Genomic DNA, 23,283 nt, shown 5'->3' on the forward strand with positions numbered 1-23,283 from the left:
CCCCTCCCCCGGCCACCCGGGCGCTGGTCGAACTGCTCCTCCGGGCCACGGGCGGCTGAACACCCGGCCGGACCCCGGCGCTCAGACCAGGTAGTCCGGCGGCAGGCCCGTACCGCGCAACTCCGGCGGCAGGTGTGCCACGTCGTTGAAGGCGACCAGGTTCGGCGGTGCGGCCGGGCCGTACCGGAGAACGGTCAGTCCCGCGTTGTGGTGATTCAAACCCAGCCACCGTCGCTCCGGCGCGTCCAGAGCGTGCCGGACCAGCCAGGCGATCAGGAAACTGTGCGTCACAACCAGCTCACGGACCGGCCCGACGCCACCCGCACCCTCGGCGCCATCGACCACCGGGCCGGTGAAGCGCCGCACCGCAGCCGCCGTCACCCGCGGCCCGTCGACCCGTTCGGCCGTCGAGGCCCCGGCCAGGAAGCTGGCGTACGCCGGCGGCAGGTCGGCAGGATCCGTGTCGTGTGGGAGGTGGTCGCCGGCCAGCTCGGTCTCGTACACCGGAACCCCGGGCAGCGACGCGACGACCAGCTCGGCGGTCTCCGCGGCCCGGCGCAGCGGCCCGTGGTGCACGGCGGCGAACGGCCGGCCCCGCAGCCGCTCACCGAGCAGCCGGGCCTGCCGCCGGCCCCGCTCCGACAGGCCGGCCTCCGGCGACTCGGTCGTCGCGTCCTCCTGCTCGCCGTGCCGGGCGAGGTACAGCAGCCGGGTGATCATGTCCTCCACCTCAACACAGCGGGAGGCGCGGGATCCACCCCGCGCCTCCCGCTGTGCCGGCAACCGGCCGTCGCCACCAGGCCGAGGTACGGCCTCAGGCCCGGGGGAACATCTGGCCGATGCGGATCCGGTTGCCGAACGGATCCCGGATGCCGAAGTCGATCCCGTACGGGCGCTCGGTCGGCTCGTCGGTGATGTCGACCCCCTTGGCCACCAGTTCCTCGTGCGTCTTGTGGGCGTCGTCGGTGGTCATGAAGAGCGCGCCGCCCAGCGCCCCCTTGGTGAGCAGTTCCCGGACCTGCGCGGCGGTGGCCGGGTCCATCGCCGGCGGGCCCGGCTTCTCCAGCAGGATTTCGCGCTCCGGGTCGCCCGGCAGGTTCACCGTCAGCCACCGCATGAAGCCGAGGTCCTGGTCGGTGTTGAGCTCCATGCCGAGCTTGCCCACGTAGAAGTCGAGCGCCTCGTCCTGGTCGAGGACGTAGATCTGGGAGCGGCTGATCGCGTTCATCGTCATGGGAACCACGCTAGACGCAGGCCCTGACCTGCTGCTTATCCAAAACTGCTGGGTCGGGTCCAGGCCTTGGCGAAGCAGGACGGCACGTTGACCGGCGCCGTGCGGCGGCGGCGGAAATCCGAGGGTGACGCCCCGACGATCTGCCGGAAGGTCCGGCTGAACGTGCCGAGGCTGCCGAAGCCGACGGCGTAGCAGATGTCGGTCACGTCGCGGTCGGTCTCCACCAGCAGCGCCATCGCCCGCTCGACCCGCCGCCGTTGCAGGTAGCGGTGCGGGGTCTCACCGAAGGTCGCCCGGAAGGTCCGGATGAAGTGCGCCTCGGAGACGTGCGCGATCCGGGCCAGCGCGGGGATGTCCAGCGGTTGGGCGTACGACCGGTCCATCGCGTCCCGGGCACGCAGCATCGCCCGGTTCGACTCCTCCACCGCGCGACTCATCGGCTCTCGTGCACACCCTCCGGTTGGACGACATCGTCGCGGGCTGACCGCCCGCTCCATGCTGAAGCCCAGCATACGGCCGGTGCCGGCGGCCGCTTCGGCACGCTGGACGCCATCGCCGTAACCGCACCCTGCGGGATGCCGGTGGTGGACGACACGAATCCGCCGTCGGCTGGCCTACGCTGAGGGCCGCGACTATCCACAGAGAGAGGTGGCTCCGTTGGCCGAGTCGGTCCATCTCACGCGGTGGTCCGGGCAGGGCAGGACCCGTTCGCGATGATCGTCGAGACCGACTGCCCGTTCTGTGAAATCGTTCGGCGCGACACCTCGGGCACCCGGGAGGTCTATCGTGACGGGCGCGTGGTCGCATTCTTTCCCCTGAATCCGGCAACCCTGGGCCACATCCTCGTGGTGCCGCTCGACCATATCCCTGACATCTGGTCATTGGACGAAGAAACCGCCGCCCACCTGGCGCGAGTCACGTTGCGGCTCTCGCGTGCGGTGAAGTGCGCGACCGACCCGGAGGGATTGAACATAATCCAGTCGAACGGGGCGGTCGCCACGCAGACCGTGCCCCATCTGCACACCCACATCGTCCCCCGCTGGTCCGGCGACGAGATGGGCCGCATCTGGCCTGCACAAACCAGTTATTCGGAGTCGCAGAAGGATGACGTCTGGAAGCGGCTCCGGCACGAGTGTCGGAAGGTTGGTGGGGAGTGATGCAGCCGGCGGACGTGCTGGTCGTTGATCCCGAGGATCGCCGAAAGCACCTGGACTACATCCAGGCCGTGGTCACGCGAATGTCCTCCGCCTCCTCCGCCGCCAAAGGCTGGCTGCTCCCCGTGGTGACCGCCACGTACGGGTACGCGTTGACGCAGGACGCCAACCTGGTCGCCGCGCTGGGGGTCGCAGCCGCGCTCCTGTTCGGTTTCCTCGACGCGAACTATCTGCGACAGGAGAAGGCTTACCGGCGACTCTACGATGCGGTGGCGCGCGGGACCCGGAAGGTGCCGCTGTTCTCGCTCGACCCCTCGGACGCCGACGACCCCATTCCTTTCGCAGCCACCCGCAGACAAAAGATTCGACGGCGCCTCGGCCGCTGGTTTCCGGACGCCACCGTCTGGCTCTCGTGGTCGATCGCACCGTTCTACGGCGCCCTCGTCGCCATCGGTTGCTCCATCGCCTTGTTCGCTTGACGACGATGCGTGCGGGCGGCACCGGCCCGACTGGTCGCGGGGTCCGTCGCGGCCGGGCCGCAGCTGGACCCGCAGGGGCGACCAGCGGGTTAGGGCCGCAGCTCGACCCCGGGCAGCCATCGTGCCGGCACCGGGCCGCCGGTGGTCACGTCGGTTCGACGGGTAGCCACAGCTCGCAGGTGGCGGTGCTGAAGTCCTCCGCGCGTTCGAGGATCGCAACCATCGAGGGACCCGGCCGCAGACGCCACGGGTTGGAGGGGAACCACTCGGTCGCGGTCGCGGCCCACGTGCTCTGCAGGGCCTGCGGATGAGATCCGGCGGTACGGAAGATCGCCCACATGCCGGCCGGCACCTCGATGGCGTCGAGGTCGTCGGGGACCGGCGTGTCCCGGGACACCGCGACCCCGTGCAGGTAGGTCAGTTCACTGCCCTCGGTGCTGTCGGGGTCGAGGTCGTCGGAGACCTGGAGCAGCCCCCCGGGGTCGGTGTCGCTGAGGGCCTTCAGCCGGAGATGCTCCTGCGGCGGCAGCGCGGTGATGTGCTGCTGGATGTGCGGGTTGATGCCCTGGTGGATGAGCGGAACCCGGGCTGCGTGTCCGACGAGTCGGAACGCGGGACGGTCCACGATGCGGGTGTGCATGGGGATGCTCCCTTCGACGGTCAGGCGGAACTTGAGTTGCGGTTGCGTGCGAAGGGGCCCTCCGTCGCGGCGAACGTCAGCGGGGTTGGCGCCGTGGACCGCCCGGAACGCGCGTCCGAACGCCTCGGTCGACCCGTATCCGTGCCGGACGGCGATGCTCAGCAGATCGTCCTCGCCCCGAACAACGTCGGCAGCGGCGACGGTCATGCGGCGTCGGCGGACGTACTCCGACAACGGCATGCCGGCCAACGACGAGAACATCCGGCGCAGGTGGTATTCGGTCGTGCCGAGCGCCCTCGCCAGTCCGTTGACGTCGAACTCCTCGGTGAGGTGCTTCTCGACCAGGTCGACAAGCCGGTTGAGTGCCGCGATCACTGGGCCTCCCTTCGACATCAAGCCTGGCCGAAGGACCCCCGACCGCGCCCGACCGTAGAGGCCCGATCCGATCATGTGCCGGTGACCCTGCCGGCACACTCTGCCGTGCAAACAACCGCCAGCCCTGACCCGTGCGGCCGGGCGACCTCCACGGCCTTGATCGACAAGAGATCGCGGAAGTCGGGGCATCCCCGCTAGGCGGATGCCCCGACATCCCGGAACCCGAGTCCGTCAGGCGGTGGGTACCTCGTCGTCGGGGGTCGTCAGGACGACCCGCCGCCGGCGGCTGACGAGGAAGAGTGCGGCGCCGAGCACCATGACGCCCGCGCCGACGCCACCGAGGAGACCGGCCTGGACGCCGGTCACCGGCAGCCCGCCGCCCGTGCCGCCGGGCTGGTCGCCACCCGGCGCCTCGCCGCCTGCCGACCCCTCGCTGCCTGTCGCCGCGGCACCGACGTGGACCTTGAACTGGTCGGTGTTGTCGGTGACGTTCGCGTCCTTGACGTCCTTGACGTCCTCGGCGGACAGGGTCTTCAGGCCCTTCGGCAGCTCGGCGGTCGCGCTGCGGGCCAAAACGGCCGTGCTGACCTCGTCCTCGGCCTTGAGGGCGTACCCAGAGAGCACCCCGCCATCGAGTACGACCGGGCCGGGAGCGTCCTTCGCCACCGTCACCGGGAAGACGATGCCGACGACCGAGATGATGTTGTCGCTCTCACTGGTGTCCCGGTCGATCGGCACCAGGGTGATGTCCTCGTAGGCGCAGGTGGCCGTCCGGTTGTCCGCGCCGTAGGTGCATCCCCGCTCCGCCTCCCCGAAGGTGACGTACCGCGGTAGCGCGACCGAGACCTTGAGGCCCTCGGCGATGGTGTCCCCGATGTTTCCGACGGCACCCAGGACGAAGCTGCTGCCGCCCGGCGCCACCGGCTCGTCGGTCGGCTCTCCGTCGTCGGCCACCTGGAACACGTCCTCGGCCAGGGTGACCAGATCGACGCCCTTGGCGGGTACGTCGACCTTGACGGTCGCCGTGTTGTTGCCCGGGTTGGGGTCGGTGTCCGAGACGGCGGCGACGGTGAACGAGCCCGCCTCGCCCTTCGCGCCGGGCACGGGTACCAGCTCGAAGGAGTTGTGCTGCCAGTAGCTGTGACCGACAGAGAGTCCGCCCTCCTGGCACGTCAGCTTGTCGTCGGTACGGGTGCAGCCGAGCAAGGTCGGCGACTCGACCTTGACCATGCTGTCGTCCAGGCCGCTGAAGTCGTACTCCAGGCTCCAGATTGCGCCGTCCGGCCCCCTGTTGACCACCGTCATGGTGAAGTCCTTGGGCGAACTTCCGGCAACGAAGGTGGTGGCCGAGACGCTGACCTCCAGGTCGCCGCCGCCGTCCGCCGCGTAGGCCGGGCCGCCCGTGGCGAGCAGGGCGGCGGATGCGACCAGTCCGAGTGCGCCCGCGCCGACCAGCCCCAGTGCACGCCGCGCGTACACGTTCATGTTTCCCCCGAAAGAATGACGCGAAATGTGGCACCACACGTTAGCGATCATGAGCAGGCGTTCGCCAGGCATGCGGCATGAACAGTAGGAGGCGCGGCCCTGCCACTCTCGTGGCGCAATGTAGCGCCGCACTTTTCAGTACGCCGACCGCGCCGACGTTGTCCGCGGTCGTCTCTGCCACCACGGCCCGCATGCCGGCCTGGGCCGCGGCGTTCAGCAACTCGCGCAGAGCACTCGCGCCGATCCCCTGCCCGCGCGCCGAGCCACATCCCGGCACCCCGACGTCAAGATCATGCTCAAGGTCTACGCTCACGCCAACCTCGACGCGATGCGTCAGGCGCTCGGCAAGCTCGACGGGAAGCTCTCGTGAGTCCCGTTGCTGTCAACCGGTCGACCCACGGCGGTGCCGATCGGGAAAAGCCTGGTGGAATTGGAGCCCCCGGCCGGGATCGAACCGGCGACATCTCGCTTACAAGGCGAGTGCTCTGGCCAGCTGAGCTACAGGGGCGCGTGCGTCGAGGTCAGCATAGCGACTGACATCTGGATATCCCGCTGGCGAGGGCTCCCGAGCACGGGAAACGTCAGCAACCCGACCTTCGTACGCCCCCGCACGGGCACCCACCGCGTCAATTGATGTCTGCCCGTGCCCGAGTGACCGGAATGCGTAGGCCGTGGGCCACTTCCCGTGCACCCTCGCCTTGGCAGCGCGGGGAAACCCGTTTACGGTGCAGTGACACGGACGACAGGCCCGGCCGCCCCGCGACCGGCCCGCCGTCCGTTGACCGGCACGGACACCGTGCCGGTCGCTCCTTCACTCGGATCGTCCGGCACGTTCCTGCCGGTGAAAGGAAGCGCTTCACCATGGCTACGGTCACCTATTCCAAGGCGTCCCGGATCTACCCGGGCACCGAGCGTCCCGCCGTCAACGAGCTGGACCTCGAAATCGGCGACGGCGAGTTCCTCGTCCTGGTCGGCCCCTCCGGTTGCGGCAAGTCCACCAGCCTGCGGATGCTCGCCGGGCTGGAGGACGTCGACGCCGGCTCGATCTACATCGACCAGCGTGACGTGACCCACCTGCCCCCCAAGGCCCGCGACATCGCGATGGTCTTCCAGAACTACGCGCTCTACCCGCACATGACGGTGTACGAGAACATGGCGTTCGCCCTCAAGCTGCGTAAGACCTCCAAGTCGGAGATCGACCGGCGGGTCAAGGAGGCGGCCGGTCTGCTGCAGCTGGAGGAGTACCTCAGCCGCAAGCCGAAGGCGCTCTCCGGTGGTCAGCGTCAGCGTGTCGCGATGGGCCGGGCGATCGTCCGCGAACCGCAGGTCTTCCTCATGGACGAGCCGCTGTCGAACCTCGACGCCAAGCTCCGCGTGCAGACCCGTACCCAGATCGCGTCGCTCCAGGCCAAGCTGGGCGTCACCACGGTCTACGTCACGCACGACCAGGTCGAGGCCATGACCATGGGTCACCGGGTCGCGGTACTGCTCGACGGCGTCCTCCAGCAGGTGGACACCCCGCGGGCGCTCTACGACACCCCGGCCAACGTCTTCGTCGCCGGCTTCATGGGCTCCCCCGCCATGAACATCAAGACCGTGCCGCTGAACGAGAAGGGCGCCGAGTTCGCCGAGCTGCAGATCCCGCTCACCCGCGAGCAGGTTGAGGCCGCCCGCGCCGAGGGCGGCGACGGCAAGGTGACCGTGGGCTTCCGCCCGGAGGACTGCGACCTGGTCAGCCCGACCGAGGGCGGCATGCCCGTCGTCGTCGAGCTGGTCGAGGACCTCGGCTCGGACGCCAACGTCTACGGCCACGCCGCGCTGGGTGGCAACTCGGAGCGCTTCGTCGTCCGCACCGACCGGCGCACGATGCCGAACATGGGTGACACCGTGTTCGTCAAGCCGCGCACCGGCCGCAGCCACGTCTTCCACGCCACCACCGGCAGCCGGATCTGACGTAACGCCGTACCGACAGGGGCGGTCCGCTTCGGCGGGCCGCCCCTGTCGCACGTCCGGACCCGGTCGGACACGACGAGGCCCCATCCCCCGCGGTGGCGGGGAACGGGGCCTCGATGACGCCTGTCTACTGCTCGGCGGAGCGCCGGCGGGCGACCTCGGCCAGCGTGACCGCTGCGGCCACGCTGGCGTTGAGCGACTCGACCTCGGAGATCATCGGGATGCTGACGGTCAGGTCACAGGTCTCCCCGACCAGCCGGGACAACCCGCGCCCCTCGGAGCCGACCACGACCACCAGCGGGCCGACGGCGGCCTCCAGGTCGTAGAGGTCGGTGTCACCGTCGGCGTCCAGACCGACGACCGTGAAGCCGGCGTCGCGGCACGCCTTCAGCGATCGGGTCAGGTTGGTGACCTGCGCCACCGGCACCCGCGCGGCCGCGCCGGCACTGGTCCGCCAGGCGGTCGCCGTGATGCCGGCGGCCCGCCGCTCGGGTACGAAGACACCCTGCGCGCCGAACGCGGCAGCCGAGCGGATCACCGCGCCCAGGTTGCGCGGGTCGGTGACGCCGTCCAGCGCGACCAGCAGCGGGGCCTGCTGCTCCAGGGCGGCGGCCACCAGGTCCTCGAACGGCTGGTACGCGAATGGCGGCACCTGCAGCCCGACGCCCTGGTGCAGGACCCCACCGGTCATCCGGTCCAGCTCGGCCCGGCTGATCTCCAGGTTGGCGATGCCCCGGTCGGCGGCGGTCCGGATGATCTCGTTGATCCGGTCGTCCATGTCGATGCCCTGCGCGGTGTAGAGCGCCGTCGCCGGCACCTGGGCGCGCAGCGCCTCCAGCACCGGGTTGCGCCCGACCAGCAGCTCCGGGCTGTCCTTGGCCGGGTTGGACTTGCGCCCCGGGGTGACCCGCGGGCCGGACCGACCGGCGGGCCTGCCGCCTCGACCGCCGGCGCCGCCCCGGTTCGCCGGTACTCCCCGGCCGCCGCCCTTGCCCCAGGTGGTGTCCTTGCTGCCGGGCTGGCCGATCTTCGGGGCGCGCCCCTCCTCGGCCGCCGCCCGGCGCTCCTTGTCCTGCTTCCAGGCGGTGCGCTGAGGCAGCTTCTCGGTGCCCGAGTAGCCCTTGTGCCACGGCCGCTCGTCGGCGGGCAGGGTGCGTCCGCGCCCGGCCAGGGAATCCTTGTTCTTGCCGCCGGAGCCCTTCGGGGCACCCGCCTTCGGCGTCAGTCGCCGGCCACGGCGCTGTGAGTTGCCGGCCATCAGTCCTGCTCTCCAATAGTCCAACGGGGCCCCTGGGGGGTGTCCTCGACCACCACGCCGGCCAGCTTGAGCTGGTCGCGTACCGCGTCGGCGGCAGTCCAGTCCTTGCGGCCCCGGGCCTGTGCGCGCTGCTCCAGGGCCAGCGCGATCAGGGAGTCCACCACGGCACGCAGATCATCCGAGCGGCCGTCACCGGTCCAGGCCGGGTCGAGGGGGTCGATCCCGAGGATATCCAGCATCGCCCGCACCGCGGCCAGGGTGGTGCGGACGGTCACATCGTCGCCGGTGCTCAGCGCGGTGTTTCCGTCCCGGATCTGCTGTTGCAGCACCGCCAGCGCGGCGGAGGTGTTGAGGTCGTCGTCCATGGCCGCGACGAAGCCGCTCGGCAGCTCGCCGAGCTGCCCGACGCCAACGCGCTCGGCGGCCCGCTGCACGAAACCCTCGATCCGGCGGTACGCGGTGGCCGCGTCGCGCAGCGAGTCCTCCGAGTAGTCGATCACGGAGCGGTAGTGCGCGGCGGCGTAGTAGTAGCGCAGCTCGACGGGTCGCACCCCGAGCGAGTCCACGTACGCCAGGCCCAGCGCGTTTCCGGCGGACTTGCCCATCTTGGCCCCGCCGATGCTGAGCAGCCCGTGGTGCACCCAGTAGCGGGCGAACGGCAGCCCGGCCGCGTTGGACTGGGCGATCTCGTTCTCGTGGTGCGGGAAGGTCAGGTCGAGCCCGCCGCCGTGGATGTCGAACTCCGGGCCCAGGTATCGCCAGCACATCGCCGAGCACTCGATGTGCCAGCCCGGGCGGCCCAGCCCCCACGGCGACGGCCAGTACGCGTCCGCCGGCTCCTCGGGCTTGGCGCCCTTCCAGAGCGCGAAGTCGCGCGGGTCCCGCTTGCCCCGGTCGGGGGCGTCCCCGGCCGACTGCATCGCGTCCGGGGACTGACCCGACAGCGATCCGTACGCCGGCCAGGAGGCCACGTCGAAGTAGACGTCGCCGGAGCCGTCGGTGGCCGGGTAGGCGTGCCCGTCGGCGATCAACTTGGTGATCAGCTCGTGCATCTCGGGGATGTGCCCGGTGGCGCGCGGCTCGTAGGTGGGTGCCAGCACGTTCAACGCCCGGTACGACTCGGCGAGGATCAGCTCGTTGGCGTACGCGATGGACCAGAACGGCCGGCCCTGCTCCCCCGCCTTGACCAGGATCTTGTCGTCGATGTCGGTCAGGTTGCGGATGAAGGTGACCTCGTAACCCGCGGCCAGCAGCCAGCGGCGCAGCACGTCGTAGTTGACGCCGGAGCGAAGGTGACCGATGTGCGGCGGGGCCTGCAGGGTGAGACCACACAGGTAGACCCCCACCTTGCCGGCTTCCCGCGGGACGAAGTCCCGCACCGATCGGGTGGCGGTGTCATACAGGCGTAGCGTCACCGCACAAGGGTAGCCGTCCGTGCCTGTCCGGGTCCGCCGGTGCCGGGTCGTACGCTGCCAGGCGTGGATGCGACCGCACGCCCCGGTGAGCCGCCGGCCGGCCCCGGCGCCCGCGCCGACCGCGCCGACGCGGTCGGCGGACGGGCCGGGGAGACGGCACAGACCCTGGACCGGGGGTTACGACTGCTGCACCTGGTCGCCGAAGCGCCGGGTGGGCTGACGGTCACCGAGGTGGCGAACCAGCTCGGCATCGGGCGAGCGGCCGTCTACCGGCTGGTCGGCCCGTTGACCGGGCACGGGATGCTGCGCCGCGACGGCGACGGCCGGCTCCGCCTCGGCGCGGGAGTGCTGCACCTGGCCCGGCGCGCCCAGCCGCTGCTCGCCGAGGGAGCGCTGCCCGCCCTGCGCCGGCTCGCCGAGCAGGCCGGCGCCACCGCGCACCTGACCGTGGTCGAGGGTGGCGAGGGCGTCGCCCTGGCCGTGGTCGAGCCGAGCTGGACGTCGTTCCACGTCGCGTACCGGACCGGGGCGCGGCATCCGCTGGACCGGGGCGCGGCGGGCCGGGCCATCCTGGCCGGCCGAGCCGGGACCGCGGGACCGGTGAGCAGCAGCGGGGAGTTGCAGTCCGGGGCGTACGGGGTGGCGGCGCCGGTGCTCGGCGTACCCGGACTGGAGGCGAGTGTCGGCGTGGTCGCGCTGGCCCCCCTGGACGTCGACACGGTCGGCACCCAGGTACTGGCCGCCGCCACGGCCGTCGCCACCGCCCTCCGCTGACCAACCGCACGACTTGATCGACTCGGGTTCACGGACATCGTGGTGTCCGGGTGGCTGCGACAGCCCGACTTCAAGGAACACGAGTCGATCACCATCGGCGCCATAGCAAGATCGGTGAGTCGACCCGCGGTTGTCCACAGGGACCGGTCGGGCGTCCGGTCGGGGTTGTCCACAGGGGTTTCGGGGGCCACTCGACGGTCGGCACGCTGCCTGGCATGCCGCCACGTCCGCACCGCCCCGACACCCTGGCCTGGCAGGTCTTCCGCGGCTCCGACGCGATCCGGGACGGCCTGCTCACCGAGCACCAACTGCGCAGCAGCGCCTGGGTGCGACTGCGCCACGACGTCTACGCCGACGCACGCCTCGACCGGGACCACGCCCTCGCCTGCCGCGCGGCCCTCCTCCGGCTACCACCCGGGGTCGCGGTCGGAGGCCCGTCCGCCGCATACCTGCACGGCGTCGAACACGCCGCCACCTTCACCGACGACGTGCACGTCCTCGTACCCAGACCGCTGCGGATCGGCCCCCAGCGGGGCCTGCGCGTGCATGCCAACGCCATCACCCCGCCCCTCGACGTCCGCCCGCGAGAGCAGGCCGCGGCGCCCGCGCAGACAGGACGTCCGCGGGGACCAGGAGACCCACCGTCGGCAGGGCTCTCACCGGCGGCAGGCCGCCCACCGGGAGCAGGACGTCCACCGGGCGTCGGGCTGTCACCACGCCCGACACGGCAACCGCCCCGGCAGCGGCCGGTGGCGGCCAGACCTGGCAGCACCACAGCGGCCCGACTGGGCAGCACCACAGCGGCCGGACACGGCAGCACCGCGGCGGCCGGGCACAGCAGCACCGCGGCGGCCAGACCCGGCAGCACCGCAGCGGCCAGACCCGGCAGCACCGCGGCGGCCGGGCACAGCAGCACCGCAGCGGCCAGACCCGGCAGCACCGCGGCGGCCAGACCCGGCGACCGGCGGGGGGCGGGCGACGTGCTGGGACCGGCCCGGGACCCGGGCGACCCGATCCCGCGTTCCGACCCCGGGCGAGCTGCCTGGGAGACGGCCGTCTGGCTCGATCCGATCCGCGCGGTCACCATCGTCGACGCGCTGCTCGGGCTGGGGCTGACCAACCGCGACACGCTGGTCGACGTGGCCGCTCGCAACGGGAACCTGCCCGGTGGGCGACGGGCACTGTGGCTCTTCGAGCTGGCGGACGGCGGGGCACAATCTCCGCCGGAGTCACAGCTGCGCGTCCGGCTGGTGCTCGGCGGGCTGCCGCGACCGGTCGTTCAGCACCCGGTCCAGCTGCCCAACGGTGTCGTCCTGCATCCCGACCTGGCGTGGCCGGAGTACCGGGTGGCGGTCGAGTACGACGGGCAGTGGCACGCCGACGCTGACCAACTGCACCGCGACCGCCGTCGGCTGAACCTGCTCGTCGGCACCGGGTGGTTGGTGCTGCACGTGACCAGCCGACGCCTGCATGCCGAGTTCCCAGCGGTGCTCCGGGAGGTGCGCGGCGCGCTGACCGATCGCGGATGGCGCAGGTGACGCTCCTACCTGAACGCGGCCGAGGGTCGGTACGGGCGTGGCGGCCGCCGCGACCCGAGGCGACAAGGTCCACTCGGGTTCCTGGAAATCGTGCGGTCCGCCCGCCGATGACACCCCGCCTTCAAGGAACGCGAGTCGATCAAGCGGCGCCACCGCGCAAGGCGCCGCCGGACCCTGGAAACGCCGGTGGGGCCCGGCCGACCAGAGTCGACCGGGCCCCACCTGATCACGTTACGGTCGGGCGTTCGGCTTGAGCGGGGTCTTCACCGCCGCGTAGGCGTCGACGATCCCGTAGCCGTAGAAGCCGTTGAAGTTGGCCCCACCGGCGCAGTAGGCGTCGTAGGTCTCGTCCCGGCCCTCATTGCGATACTGCTGCAGCCGCGGCTCCGGGCAGGCGTGCTCGGCCGCCGTGCGGTAGAGGTGCTGCTCGACCAGGTCCGGCGACATGCCGAAGCCACCCCGGCGCTCCGCCTTGCCGTACCGGCTGACGATCAGCGCGGCGACGCCGGCGGCGTGCGGGGACGCCATCGAGGTGCCCTGGAGGTAGGTGTAGTAGCCACACTCACCGTTGGCCTTGCACTGCTTGAAGACCAGCGTGGCGACCCGCGGGTCGATGTTGCCGTTCTCGTCCACCCGCGGATCCGGGATGGTGGGGGAGATCGGCTCCTCCTGGAGGACCTTCAGCGGGTAGGTGGAGAGGATCCGGTTCCCCGGGCTGTTGTACGTCGGGGTTCCGAAACCGTCCCGGGCGAAGCCACCCGGCGCGGCGACGGAAGTCTGCTCGGTGCCGTAGTTGGAGAAGTCCGCCTTCTTGCCGGACGGGCCGACCGCCGACACGCCGATCACGTGCGGGCCTTCGGTGGGCAGGTCCCAGCAGCTCTCGTTGTCGATCGGGCGCGGGTACGGAGCGGCGCCGTAGTCCGGGCTGGAGATGTCGGTGCGGGGCGCGCCGAGGTCCTCGTTGTTGTTGCCGAGCGCGCCGACCAGGGTGACGCCCTTGTTGTGGGCGAAGACCAGTGCCCGCTTCATCGCCTTGATGATGGCCCGCTGCTCGGCCTGGCTCGCGGGGGAGTCGGCCGGGTTGGCGGTGCAGTTGTAGAGCCACGGGTCGACGTAGAACGACATGTTGACCACGTCGATCCCGGACCGGCCGGCGTAGATCAGGGCGTTGACCACCGGGTTGAGGAAGAAGTAGCCGGAGTCCTGGCCACCCTTCAGCTCCACCAGCGAGACCTTCGGGGCGACGCCGGAGAGGCCGAAGCCGTTGGCGGCGGCGCCGATCGTGCCCGCCACGTGGGTGCCGTGCCCGCCGTCGTCGGTGCCCACCGCGTCGAGGCAGCTCGGCACCTCGCAGGGACCGTCCACGTCGGTCAGGTCCGGCGCGAAGTTGCGCGACAGCGCCCAGTTGAAGTTCGGCGCGATGTCGGGGTTGCTGGCGTCGACGCCGGTGTCCAGCACGCCGACGGTCACCCGACGGTCACCCGGCTCGACCTTGCGGGCCTCGTCGGCCCGGATCATCTCCAGGCCCCAGAGCTTCTCGTCGAGCGGGTCCATCTTGGCGCCCTTTTTGGCGGCGCCGGCGGCGGCCGCCGTGGGCGGCACCTGCTCCTGCTCGACCCGGTCCAGCTTCGGCTTGCGGCCGATGGCCTTCTGCTGGGCGGCGCCGATCAGCGTCGGGGCGGCCGTCGCCCTGGCCGCGAAGTCGGCCCGGTCGCTGGTCACCTGGAACATGCCGACCTCGTCGGACCGGGACACCACCGTGCCGCCGGCCGCGCGGATCGCCGCGACCGCCGTGTCGGCGGCGACGCCGTCCTCGGCGACGACCGTGAAGGTCTGCGAACTGGTCGGCGCGGCGTTGGCGGGTACACCCAACCCCGTCGCCGTGAGTGCCAGCACTGTCGCGGTCGCGACGGCACCGGCGGTGAAGCGCTTGCTCACCACATCGGATCCTCTCGTTGAGGGACGTGGCAGCCATCACACAACACCTGCCAGGTTTATGCCAGACGAACGTCCGTTATAGCGGTGAATCTCTCGTTCATCCATCCAGGTCGACGTGCGAACCACCCAGGTCGGGGCGCGCCCTGGGTAGATCGGCCCGCACCGGCGTCCGGTCGGACGACGCCACGGGGTCTCATCGGCCGTCGACCGCCAGCACGCCCTCCGGCGAGACGGGCGTCGGTTCCGCTGCCGGCCCGCGCAGTTCGTCGAGGCGTACCAGGGCCACCCCGGCGACGATCAGTCCGCCACCGAACAGCTGCCAGGCGGTGGGCAGCTCGTTCAGGAGAAGCCAGGCGATCAGCACCGCGAAGAGCACCTCGGTCAGCCCGACGAACGACGAGAGCCGGGGGCCGAGGATGCGGGTGCCGGCGATTCCGGCCAGGTACGCGATCACGGCGGCCACCAGGGAGAGCCCGGCGATGGGCAGCAGCCAGCTGGTGCGCTGCCCGGCGAAGGTGACCTCGCCGAAGGTGGCACGCAGCGGCAGCAGGCCGGTCAGCCCGATGAGGAGCAGCACGGCGGCGCCGACGGCCATTCCACCGCTGGCCATGGCGACCGAGGGCAGCCGGGGGTCGACCCGACCGGCGAGCACGAAGTAGCCGGCCAGGCCGAACGCGGCGCCCAGCCCCCAGAGCACGCCCACCGGGTGGAAGCCGGCGGTGCCGGTGAGGTCCAGCACGAACGCCAGCCCGGCCAGGGCGGCCGTCGAACCGGCCACGGTGAGCGGGCGCGGCTGCTGCCCGTGCCGCAGCCACATCCAGAGCACGACGAGGATGATGCCCAGGTATTCCAGCAGCAGCGCGACGCCGACGGGCAGGTAGCGCACGGCGTTGAAGAAGCAGACCTGGGCCAGCGCCACGCCGAGCAGCCCGAACATCCCGATCGCCGTGACGTTCCGCCGCAGCACGTCCCACCTGCCCCGCAGCGACAGCAGAGCGGGGAGAGCCAGCACCAGGGCGGCCACGCCGACGCGGGCGATCACGGCCGACTCGGCGGACCAGCCGGCCTCGATGAGCGACCGCGCGAAGGTGCCCGAGGTCGCGAAGGTGACCGCGGAGAGCAGCGCCAACGCGGCGCCGGCGGCGGGTCGTGACTGCATCGTGCACTCCTCGGAACGGGCGATGGTGTCATGGGCAAACTATCCTTGTGCCCATGACGCTAGGCGGCCCCTGTGACAGGAGTCAAGTTGCTGTTCGCTCATGACACCGAATGTTCCCTGATCGCCGCTGCCGCGCTGGTCAACACGGCGGGCCGGGACGGCGAGCTGCTGCCCGACATCGCCGCGCTGGACGCGTTCTTCACCCGGCACTCGTACAGCGGGCGGCACGAGCACACCGACGCCGAGCTGCGCGCTGTCCGGGAACTGCGGCCCCGGCTGCGCCGCATCTGGCACGCCGAGCCGGCCGAGATCGTCGCCGTGGTCAACGGTCTGCTGCTGGAGCACCGGGCACTGCCGCAGCTGATCGAGCACGACGACGAGCCGTATCACCTGCATGCCGTGCCCCGCGACGCGCCGCTGGCCACCCGCATCGCCGTGGAGGCGGCGATGGCGATCGCCGACCTGGTCCGCGCCGGCGAGCTGAGCCGGCTGCGGATCTGCGAGTACCCCGACTGCGACAACGTGGTCGTGGACCTGTCCCGCAACCGGTCGCGTCGGTTCTGCGAGGCCGGCTGCGGCAACCGCGCCGCGGTGACCGCCTACCGCGCCCGCAGGGCCGCCGGCCGCTCCTGAGCGGTCTCCGCCCACTCCTCGGCCCGCAGCTCGTACTCCACCTCACCGTGCTCAGTGCCCGGAATCGGGTCGTCCCACTGGAGGTGGAAGGTGCGCACGTAGCGCAACCCGGCCTTCGTCATCACCCGCCGGGAGCGGTCATTGACCGTCATCGTCTCGGCCCAGACCCGGCGTACGCCGACGACGTCGAAGGCGTACCGGACCAGCGCCCGGGACCCCTCGGTGGCCAGGCCGCGCCCCCAGGCCGAGCGGCGCAGCCGGTAGCCCAGCTCGGCCTCGGCGCCGTCCTCGGACGGGTCGAGCGCGAACCAGCCCAGGAACACGCCGCTCTCCCGGTCCAGCGCCGCCCAGCGACCCAGCCCGGGATGCCGGTCGTACCGGGCCAGCTGCTTCGGCAGGTGCACATCACGGACCGCGGCCAGCGGGGTGGCGACGCCGCCGGTGAGGAAGCGCATCACCTCGGGGTCGCTGTCCAGCTCGACCAGCGCGTCCACATCACCCATGGTCAGCCGCCGCAACCGAAGTCGGTCGGTCGCCGGAGGCAGGCCCGCGTCGTCTCCACCCATGGCTGGATCATCCCGTCCACCCCGCGACACCGTCGAGCTGTTTTGTCGCGGCGGCCGGGAGTCAGGGGTGGGTCATCCGAAGCAGGTCGAGCACCTCGTCGAGCTGCGTCTCGCTGAGCTTGCCGGAGTCCACGTGCCCCCGGGAGATCACCACCTCGCGGATCGAGGTCTGCTTGGCCAGCGCCTCCTTGGCGATGGACGCGGCCTCGTCGTACCCGAGGTAACGGTTGAGCGGGGTGACGATCGACGGCGAACCCTCGGCGTACGCCAGGCAGACCTCGGCGTCCGCGACCAGGCCGACCACCAGGCGGTCGGCGAACAGTCGGCTCGCCGCGGACAGCAGCCGGATCGACTCCAGCAGGTTGCGGCCCATCACCGGGAGCATCACGTTCAGCTCGAAGTCGCCCTGCGAGCCGGCGAAACCGACCGTCGCGTCGTTGCCGATCACCTGGGCGCAGACCTGCCGCATCGCCTCGGCGACCACCGGGTTGACCTTGCCCGGCATGATCGACGAGCCGGGCTGGAGATCAGGGATGCGCAGCTCGCGCAGGCCCGCCCGGGGGCCTGAGCCCATCCACCGGATGTCGTTGGCAATCTTGTAGAGGCCCACCGCGACGGTACGCAGCTGGCCCGAGGTCTCCACGAGCGCGTCCCGGGCGCCCTGCGCCTCGAAGTGGTTGCGCGCCTCGGCCAGCGGCAACCCGGTCGACTCGCGCAGTTTGCGGATGACGGCGGCGGCGAAGCCGAGCGGGGTGTTGATGCCGGTGCCCACGGCGGTGCCGCCCAGCGGCAGCTCGGCCAGCCGGGGCAGCGCCGACTCCAGCCGGTCGATGCCGTAGCGGACCTGGGCGGCGTACCCGCCGAACTCCTGCCCGAGGGTGACCGGCGTGGCGTCCATCAGGTGGGTCCGGCCGGCCTTGACCACCGTCTCGAACTCCGCCGACTTGGCCTCCAACGCCTCCGCGAGCTGAGCCAGCGACGGCAGCAGGTCCTCCACGATGAACTGCGTGGCGGCCAGGTGGATCGAGGACGGAAAGACGTCGTTGCTCGACTGGGAGGCGTTGACGTGGTCGTTCGGGTGCACGTCCTGACCCAGCTCCCGGCTGGCCAGGGTGGCGATGACCTCGTTGGCGTTCATGTTGGACGACGTGCCGGAGCCGGTCTGGAACACGTCGACCGGGAACTGGTCGTCGTACCCGCCGGCGGCCACGTGCGCGGCGGCGGCACCGATCGCCGCGGCCACGTTCGCGTCGATCACCCCCAGCTCGCCGTTGACCTCGGCCGCCGCACCCTTGATCTGGGCGAGCGCCTTGATCTGGGCCGGCTCGATGCCCCGGCCGGAGATCGGGAAGTTCTGCACCGCACGCTGCGTCTGCGCCCGCCACAACGCCTCGGCGGGCACCTCCACCTCGCCCATCGAGTCGCGTTCGATCCGGTAACCCGTCGCCTCTGGAGTCGTCACGCGTACCATCCTGCCGCGCGCGTCGCCGACTCGCAGATGAACCCTCAGCCCAACTCGGTCAGCAGCCGCTCCACCCCGTGCTGGTCCGGCGACTCGATCTGTCGGAACAGGGGCAGGGCCCGGATCAGATGCGCGCGGGCCGCCGCCGGGTCGGTGTCCCGCAGGCAGCGGGCGATGCCCTCCAGCGCGCGGGCCTGCTCGTAGCGGACACTCAACCGGGTCGCGTCGGCGAGCACCCGGCGATGCAGGTCGAGCGCGCTGGCGACGTCCCCCTGGTCGCGGATCGCCCGGGCCAGCAGGTTGCGCGAGGCGCACTGCCCCACCCGGTCGCCCACCTCCATCATCGCCACCAGGGCGTCCCGGTGCAGAGCGGCGGCGCGCTCCGGCCGCCCGGCAACGCGCTCCATCACACCGATCTCGTTGAGCACCTCCCCCTCGCCGAATCGGTTGCCCCACTGGCGCTTGAGGTGCAACGCGACCCGCAGGATGCGGCGGGCCGGGCCCAGGTCACCCATCCGGTGCCGGAGCATCCCGAGATGCCCGATCGCGTTCGTGGTCTGCCGCATGTCCTTCGTCTGGCGGGCCAGCATGAGGTGCTGCCGGGCGGTACGCAGCGCCTCGTCGTACCGGCCCCAGCCGATCAGCGCGAAGCACAGGTTGTTCTGCAGGTTGGTCAGTTCGTGTGCGTCACCCAGCCCGGTGACCATGCTCAACGCCTCGTCGAACCTCGCCTTGCCCTGCCGGAAGTCACCGTTCGCGGCGTACGAGATTCCGAGGTTCCACAGCGTGCTGAGCACGTCACCCCGCAGGCCGAGCCGGCGGCGCAGGTCGAGCGCCACCTCCATCGAGCTGATCGCCTCCGGGAAGCGGGCCAGCCGGAAGTACGCCGAGGAGAGGTAGTTCAGCATCACGGCGATCGCGGCCTGGTCGCCGAGCCGCTCGGCGACCCGAAGCCCGATCGTGTGGGTCTCGATCAGCTCGTCGAGGTGCCCGCTGTCGAAGTTGAACCGCCAGCAGGCCCGGGCCAACTGCCAGCACTGGGTCGGAAAGCCCTCCTCCTCGGCCAGCCGGACCAGGGCGGTGAGCGCGGGCAGGTTCTCCTCGAACCACGCCGGCCCCTCGGATGCCGGGCCGGCCACGAGATCGGGCCGGGTGGGCGTGCTGACCGGAATGGTGCGGCGACTGCCCGCGGCCTCGATCGCCCGAGCGATCACCACCGCGACGGACAGGTGATGGTCCAGCAACCGCTCAAGGGCGGCACGACGTTCGTTCCGCCGCTCCCGGGCATCCAACAGCAGCCGGGCGTACTCCCGGAGCAGATCGTGCAACCGGTACCGACCCGGTTGCACCTCTTCCGCCAGGTGGGCATCGATCAGCTCGTCCAGCAGGTCCTGAGTGTCGGCCCGGGGCAGCTCCGCCAGGGCCGCGGCCACTTCGCTGTCCAGCCGCCCGCCGGGGTACAGGCCGAGCAGCCGGAACAGCCGTTGCGCCGGCGGAGAGACCTGCGCGTACGACAGTGCGAACGCCTGCCCCACCGAGCGCTGCCCGGCGGCCAGCTCGGCCAGCGGACCCGCCCCGGTGACCAGCCGCTCGGCGAGGTCGGCGACCCGCCAGTGCGGTCGGTGCGCCAGCCGGGCGCCGGCCAACCGGATGGCGAGCGGCAGGTGGCCGCAGCGACGCGCCACCTCAGCGGCCGCCTCCGGTTCGGCGGCGACCCGTTCCGCGCCGGCCACCCGACCGAGCAGCTCGACCGCCTCGTCCGCGTCGAGCACGGGCAGCGACGACGGCCGTCCCTCGTCCACCCCGACCAGCCGGCGGCGGCTGGTGATCAGGACCAGGCAGTGTGAGCCGTTGGGCAGCAGCGGCGCCACCTGGTCGGCGGTGGCGGCATTGTCCAGCACCACCAGAGCCCGCCGGCCGGCCAACTCGGTCCGCCAGAGCGCCAGCCGGTCGTCCGCGTCCACCGGCATCCGCTCCGCCGGCACGCCGAGCTGGCGCAGCAGGGCGGCCACGGCGGTGGCCGGCGTCAACGGGCTGCGCTCACTGTGCCCGTGCAGGTCGACGAAGAGCTGGGCGTCCGGGTAGCGGTCGGCGAGCGCGGTGGCGACGTGCACGGCGAGGGTGGTCTTGCCGCTGCCGGCCATTCCGTCGATCAGCTGGATCCGGGTGCCGTCCTCCTCGATCTCCTTGACCAGGCGGGCCACCGTCTGCTGTCGGCCGGTGAAATCACCGATGGCCCGGGGTAGCGACCGGACCGGGGAGACCGGACGGAGTTCCCGGCCGGCCAGGGCCAGGTCGCCGGCGAGCACCCGCTGGTGCAGTTCCTGCAACTCGGCGCCCGGTTCGATGCCCAGCTCGTCGGCGTAGATCCGCCGGCCCTCCCGGTAGACCGCGAGCGCGTCGGCCTGCCGGCCGACCGAGGACAGGGCGAGCATCAGTTGGCCGCGCAGGCGCTCCCGCAGCGGGTGCTGGTCGACACTGTCGGTCAACTCCTCAAGCAGCTCCGTGGCCTGCCCGAGGCGCAGCTGAACGTCGACGCACTCCTCCAGGGCGGTGAGGCGCTGCTCGTCGAGCGCCTGGGCGCGGCGGCGGACGCTGCGGCTCGGGATGCCACCGAGGGCCGGCCCACGCCAGAGCGCCAGAGCGGCCCGGAACCGGTCACGCGCGTCGGCCAACCGGCCGGAGGCCACTGCGGCCCGGGCCGCCTCCACACCCCGGGCGAAGACCTCCGCGTCCAGTTCGGTCGGCCCGGTGCGGACGCCGTACCCCACCGGGTCGGTGACGATGGTCTCCGGTGCCAGCCCGAGTTCGGCGAACCGACGCCGCAACCGCGACACGCACGTCTGCAACTGTGCGCGGGCGGTGGCCGGCGGGCGCTCCTCCCAGATCGCGTCGACCAACTCCTCGACCGGCACCAGCCGGCCGGACCGCAGCAGCAGCATGGCGAGCACGATCCGGTCGCGACCGGCGGTGACGGTGGACTCGCCACCGCCGACCCGCAGAGGCCCCAGAACCCCGAACCGCATCCGCTCTCCCGCATCCATGGTGCAACTTCCAGCAGAGTAGCCCGGCGGTCACGGATCGCCGCGATCCGTCGATAGTGATCTGAGAGCGGATCGACAGCGGCACGCCGAAGACTCGCCCCGGGTTGTCGGTGACGGCATCCGACGGGGGCGGTGCGCCCGTTCCCACCCCAGCGGGGGCGGGCGCACCGATGTCGGTGGAGCACGGACGACAGAAGGGGGCGCCGGGCTGATCAGCCCGGCGCCCCCTTCGCCTGCCCGCGGGTCAGCGACGGCCGACGGTGAGCACCGGCTTGGTGACCTCGGCGAAGAAGTCGTTGCCCTTGTCGTCGACCACGATGAAGGCGGGGAAGTCCTCCACCTCGATCTTCCAGACCGCCTCCATGCCCAGCTCCGGATACTCCAGGACCTCGACGTGCTTGATGCAGTCCTGGGCGAGGCGGGCCGCGGGGCCGCCGATCGAGCCGAGGTAGAAGCCGCCGTGCTGCTGGCAGGAGCGGGTCACCTGACCCGACCGGTTGCCCTTGGCCAACATCACCTGCGAGCCGCCGGCGGCCTGGAACTTCTCCACATAGGCGTCCATCCGGCCGGCGGTGGTCGGCCCGAACGAGCCGGAGGCGTAACCCTCGGGCGTCTTGGCCGGGCCGGCGTAGTAGACCGCGTGGTCGCGGAGGTACTGCGGCATCGGCTCGCCGGCGTCCAACCGCTCGGCGATCTTGGCGTGCGCGATGTCGCGGGCCACCACCAGCGGGCCGGACAGCGACAGCCGGGTCTTCACCGGGTACTTGGACAGCTCGGCGCGGATCTCGTCCATCGGCCGGTTCAGGTCGACCCGGACGACCGTCTCGGTGTCGAGCGAGTCGTCGGTGACGTCCGGCAGGAAGCGCGCCGGGTCGGTCTCCAGCCGCTCCAGCCAGACACCCGACGGGGTGATCTTGGCGACCGCCTGCCGGTCCGCCGAGCAGGAGACCGCGATCGCCACCGGGCAGGAGGCGCCGTGCCGGGGCAGCCGGACCACCCGCACGTCGTGGCAGAAGTACCGGCCGCCGAACTGCGCGCCGATGCCGAAGTTGCGGGTCAGCTCCAGCACCTCCGCCTCCAGCTCCAGGTCGCGGAAGCCGTGGGCGCTCATCGAGCCGGCGGTGGGCAGCGCGTCCAGGTACTTGGCGCTGGCGTACTTCGCCGTCTTCAGGGCGTACTCGGCGGAGGTGCCGCCGATGACGATGGCCAGGTGGTACGGCGGGCAGGCGGCGGTGCCGATCAGCCGCAGCTTCTCCTCCAGGAACTGCATCATCCGCGTCGGGTTGAGCAGCGCCTTCGTCTCCTGGTAGAGGTACGACTTGTTGGCCGAGCCACCGCCCTTGGCCATGAACAGGAACTTGTACGCGTCGGGGTGCCCGTCCGGGTCCTCGGCGTACAGCTCGACCTGGGCCGGCAGGTTGCTGCCGGTGTTCCGCTCGTCCCACATGGTCAGCGGGGCGAGCTGGGAGTAGCGCAGGTTGAGCTTCGTGTACGCCTGGTAGACGCCCCGGGAGATGGCTTCGGCGTCGGCCCCGTCGGTCAGGACGTGCCGGCCCCGCTTGCCCATCACGATGGCGGTGCCGGTGTCCTGGCACATCGGCAGGACCCCGCCGGCGGCGATGTTGGCGTTGCGCAGCAGGTCCAGCGCCACGAACCGGTCGTTCGGCGAGGCGGCCGGGTCGTCGATGATCGCCCGGAGCTGAGCCAGGTGCGCCGGGCGCAGGAAGTGCGCGATGTCGTGCATCGCCTCGGCGGTCAGCGCGGTGAGCGCGGCCGGCTCCACGGTGAGGAACCGGCGGCCCCCCGGGCCGTGTACGACGTCCACGCCCTCGTCGGTGACCAGGCGGTAGTCGGTCTGGTCGGGGCCGGTCGGCAGCAGGGGGGCGTACGAGAATGCGGCGGCACTGCTCATGAGCGGCAAGCCTAGGGCAGACCGGTCGATCATTCGCACCCGCCGGGCTGCTCCTGGGACGCCGCTCTCATTCACCGGGCCCGCCGCGCTCCCGCCTCGCCCCGGTCACCGTCACGGAAGGCCCAGGCAGGCCGTGCCGGCGCGCGCTCAGCCGTCCTTGCCACCGGCTGGGTCGGGGCAGAGTTCCCGCTTGGGCCCGCAGTTGTCGTCGTCTCCGGAGTTGGGGTCGTCGCCACCCGGGCCGGGGTTGCCGGGGTGGCCGGG

19 protein-coding genes, 1 tRNA gene and 1 pseudogene are annotated in these 23,283 nt (G+C 71.6%); 6 read left to right on the plus strand and 15 right to left on the minus strand.

Annotated elements, in window-relative coordinates; translation table 11 throughout:
* Window positions 1–81: 81 nt before the first annotated feature.
* From EAD89_RS01995 to EAD89_RS02005, 3 genes are all read right to left on the minus strand, one after another.
* Window positions 82–720 carry a histidine phosphatase family protein gene (locus EAD89_RS01995; protein ID WP_121674488.1) on the minus strand — a complete coding sequence of 213 codons (639 nt, stop codon included), beginning with the start codon at window positions 718–720 and terminating at the stop codon, window positions 82–84.
* Window positions 721–814: 94 nt separating this feature from the next.
* Window positions 815–1,234 carry a VOC family protein gene (locus EAD89_RS02000; RefSeq protein ID WP_121655697.1) on the minus strand — a complete coding sequence of 140 codons (420 nt, stop codon included), beginning with the start codon at window positions 1,232–1,234 and terminating at the stop codon, window positions 815–817.
* A gap of 35 nt (window positions 1,235–1,269) precedes the next feature.
* A complete protein-coding gene (locus EAD89_RS02005; RefSeq protein WP_121674476.1) occupies window positions 1,270–1,671 on the minus strand; it encodes a helix-turn-helix domain-containing protein in 402 nt (133 codons plus the stop codon).
* Between the two features lie 276 nt (window positions 1,672–1,947).
* Between EAD89_RS02005 and EAD89_RS02010 the strand changes: the two genes are divergently transcribed.
* A complete protein-coding gene (locus tag EAD89_RS02010; RefSeq protein ID WP_121674489.1) occupies window positions 1,948–2,391 on the plus strand; it encodes an HIT family protein in 444 nt (147 codons plus the stop codon).
* Complete coding sequence (locus EAD89_RS02015; protein WP_147458733.1) at window positions 2,391–2,867, plus strand: hypothetical protein; 477 nt, start codon at window positions 2,391–2,393, stop codon at window positions 2,865–2,867. The genes EAD89_RS02010 and EAD89_RS02015 overlap by 1 nt, the downstream gene beginning before the upstream one ends.
* 145 nt (window positions 2,868–3,012) lie before the next feature.
* On the opposite strand, the gene EAD89_RS02020 is transcribed toward EAD89_RS02015, so the two are convergent.
* The 4 genes and pseudogenes from EAD89_RS02020 to EAD89_RS02035 all read right to left on the minus strand — a co-directional run bounded on the left by EAD89_RS02020 (window position 3,013) and on the right by EAD89_RS02035 (window position 5,875).
* On the minus strand, window positions 3,013–3,882 hold the full coding sequence (locus EAD89_RS02020) for an AraC family transcriptional regulator (RefSeq protein WP_199733384.1): 870 nt from the start codon (window positions 3,880–3,882) through the stop codon (window positions 3,013–3,015).
* A 231-nt stretch (window positions 3,883–4,113) separates the two neighbouring features.
* Window positions 4,114–5,367, minus strand: a complete 1,254-nt coding sequence (locus tag EAD89_RS02025; RefSeq protein ID WP_121674479.1) for a hypothetical protein — start codon at window positions 5,365–5,367, stop codon at window positions 4,114–4,116.
* A 47-nt stretch (window positions 5,368–5,414) separates the two neighbouring features.
* Window positions 5,415–5,629 (minus strand): annotated as a pseudogene (locus tag EAD89_RS02030) (GNAT family N-acetyltransferase); the annotation flags it as partial.
* Window positions 5,630–5,798: 169 nt separating this feature from the next.
* Window positions 5,799–5,875: transfer RNA gene (locus EAD89_RS02035), tRNA-Thr, on the minus strand.
* Window positions 5,876–6,228: 353 nt separating this feature from the next.
* On the opposite strand from EAD89_RS02035, the gene EAD89_RS02040 reads away from it, so the two are divergent.
* Window positions 6,229–7,320 (plus strand): ABC transporter ATP-binding protein, encoded by a 1,092-nt coding sequence (locus tag EAD89_RS02040; RefSeq protein ID WP_121655692.1) that lies wholly within the window; start codon window positions 6,229–6,231, stop codon window positions 7,318–7,320.
* 127 nt (window positions 7,321–7,447) lie between these two features.
* Here EAD89_RS02040 and rlmB read toward each other — a convergent pair whose 3' ends face one another.
* Window positions 7,448–8,578, minus strand: a complete 1,131-nt coding sequence (rlmB, locus tag EAD89_RS02045) for a 23S rRNA (guanosine(2251)-2'-O)-methyltransferase RlmB (protein ID WP_121674480.1) — start codon at window positions 8,576–8,578, stop codon at window positions 7,448–7,450.
* Window positions 8,578–9,993, minus strand: coding sequence for a cysteine--tRNA ligase (gene cysS, locus EAD89_RS02050; RefSeq protein WP_121674481.1), 1,416 nt, complete (start codon window positions 9,991–9,993; stop codon window positions 8,578–8,580). Before cysS ends, rlmB begins: the two co-directional genes overlap by 1 nt.
* A 165-nt stretch (window positions 9,994–10,158) precedes the next feature.
* On the opposite strand from cysS, the gene EAD89_RS02055 reads away from it, so the two are divergent.
* Window positions 10,159–10,767, plus strand: a complete 609-nt coding sequence (locus EAD89_RS02055; RefSeq protein WP_121655702.1) for an IclR family transcriptional regulator — start codon at window positions 10,159–10,161, stop codon at window positions 10,765–10,767.
* 215 nt (window positions 10,768–10,982) lie between these two features.
* Entirely contained in the window at window positions 10,983–12,305 is a 1,323-nt protein-coding gene (locus tag EAD89_RS02060) for a hypothetical protein (RefSeq protein ID WP_121674482.1), read from the plus strand.
* A 231-nt stretch (window positions 12,306–12,536) separates the two neighbouring features.
* On the opposite strand, the gene EAD89_RS02065 is transcribed toward EAD89_RS02060, so the two are convergent.
* Both EAD89_RS02065 and EAD89_RS02070 read right to left on the minus strand, forming a co-directional pair.
* Window positions 12,537–14,243, minus strand: a complete 1,707-nt coding sequence (locus EAD89_RS02065; RefSeq protein ID WP_121674490.1) for a S8 family serine peptidase — start codon at window positions 14,241–14,243, stop codon at window positions 12,537–12,539.
* A gap of 193 nt (window positions 14,244–14,436) precedes the next feature.
* Window positions 14,437–15,402: a DMT family transporter gene (locus tag EAD89_RS02070; protein ID WP_121674483.1), complete on the minus strand. Its 966-nt coding sequence runs from the start codon at window positions 15,400–15,402 to the stop codon at window positions 14,437–14,439.
* Between the two features lie 87 nt (window positions 15,403–15,489).
* Between EAD89_RS02070 and EAD89_RS02075 the strand changes: the two genes are divergently transcribed.
* Complete coding sequence (locus tag EAD89_RS02075; RefSeq protein ID WP_121655687.1) at window positions 15,490–16,035, plus strand: CGNR zinc finger domain-containing protein; 546 nt, start codon at window positions 15,490–15,492, stop codon at window positions 16,033–16,035.
* Here EAD89_RS02075 and EAD89_RS02080 read toward each other — a convergent pair.
* The 4 genes from EAD89_RS02080 to EAD89_RS02095 all read right to left on the minus strand — a co-directional run bounded on the left by EAD89_RS02080 (window position 16,002) and on the right by EAD89_RS02095 (window position 23,019).
* Window positions 16,002–16,601, minus strand: a complete 600-nt coding sequence (locus EAD89_RS02080; RefSeq protein ID WP_121674484.1) for a GNAT family N-acetyltransferase — start codon at window positions 16,599–16,601, stop codon at window positions 16,002–16,004. The genes EAD89_RS02075 and EAD89_RS02080 overlap by 34 nt on opposite strands.
* 61 nt (window positions 16,602–16,662) lie before the next feature.
* The gene (locus tag EAD89_RS02085) at window positions 16,663–18,072 is read right to left on the minus strand and encodes an aspartate ammonia-lyase (RefSeq protein WP_199733385.1); all 1,410 of its coding nucleotides are present in this window, start codon (window positions 18,070–18,072) and stop codon (window positions 16,663–16,665) included.
* Between the two features lie 35 nt (window positions 18,073–18,107).
* Complete coding sequence (locus EAD89_RS02090) at window positions 18,108–21,089, minus strand: AfsR/SARP family transcriptional regulator (RefSeq protein WP_121674486.1); 2,982 nt, start codon at window positions 21,087–21,089, stop codon at window positions 18,108–18,110.
* 262 nt (window positions 21,090–21,351) lie between these two features.
* Entirely contained in the window at window positions 21,352–23,019 is a 1,668-nt protein-coding gene (locus EAD89_RS02095; protein WP_121674487.1) for a fumarate hydratase, read from the minus strand.
* Window positions 23,020–23,283: the final 264 nt, after the last annotated feature.

Origin of the sequence: Micromonospora sp. BL4, from assembly GCF_003667505.1 — a bacterium.
GTDB lineage: Bacteria > Actinomycetota > Actinomycetes > Mycobacteriales > Micromonosporaceae > Micromonospora.

Coding starts and splice junctions, on each gene's coding strand:
- EAD89_RS02040 (WP_121655692.1), top strand. CDS start 6,229: ATGGCTACGGTCACCTATTCCAAGGCGTCCCGGATCTACCCGGGCACC.
- EAD89_RS02005 (WP_121674476.1), bottom strand. CDS start 1,671: ATGAGTCGCGCGGTGGAGGAGTCGAACCGGGCGATGCTGCGTGCCCGG.
- EAD89_RS02025 (WP_121674479.1), bottom strand. CDS start 5,367: ATGAACGTGTACGCGCGGCGTGCACTGGGGCTGGTCGGCGCGGGCGCA.
- EAD89_RS02060 (WP_121674482.1), top strand. CDS start 10,983: ATGCCGCCACGTCCGCACCGCCCCGACACCCTGGCCTGGCAGGTCTTC.
- EAD89_RS02015 (WP_147458733.1), top strand. CDS start 2,391: ATGCAGCCGGCGGACGTGCTGGTCGTTGATCCCGAGGATCGCCGAAAG.
- EAD89_RS01995 (WP_121674488.1), bottom strand. CDS start 720: ATGATCACCCGGCTGCTGTACCTCGCCCGGCACGGCGAGCAGGAGGAC.
- EAD89_RS02010 (WP_121674489.1), top strand. CDS start 1,948: ATGATCGTCGAGACCGACTGCCCGTTCTGTGAAATCGTTCGGCGCGAC.
- rlmB (WP_121674480.1), bottom strand. CDS start 8,578: ATGGCCGGCAACTCACAGCGCCGTGGCCGGCGACTGACGCCGAAGGCG.
- EAD89_RS02085 (WP_199733385.1), bottom strand. CDS start 18,072: ATGGTACGCGTGACGACTCCAGAGGCGACGGGTTACCGGATCGAACGC.
- EAD89_RS02090 (WP_121674486.1), bottom strand. CDS start 21,089: ATGCGGTTCGGGGTTCTGGGGCCTCTGCGGGTCGGCGGTGGCGAGTCC.
- EAD89_RS02070 (WP_121674483.1), bottom strand. CDS start 15,402: ATGCAGTCACGACCCGCCGCCGGCGCCGCGTTGGCGCTGCTCTCCGCG.
- EAD89_RS02000 (WP_121655697.1), bottom strand. CDS start 1,234: ATGACGATGAACGCGATCAGCCGCTCCCAGATCTACGTCCTCGACCAG.
- EAD89_RS02080 (WP_121674484.1), bottom strand. CDS start 16,601: ATGGGTGGAGACGACGCGGGCCTGCCTCCGGCGACCGACCGACTTCGG.
- EAD89_RS02095 (WP_121674487.1), bottom strand. CDS start 23,019: ATGAGCAGTGCCGCCGCATTCTCGTACGCCCCCCTGCTGCCGACCGGC.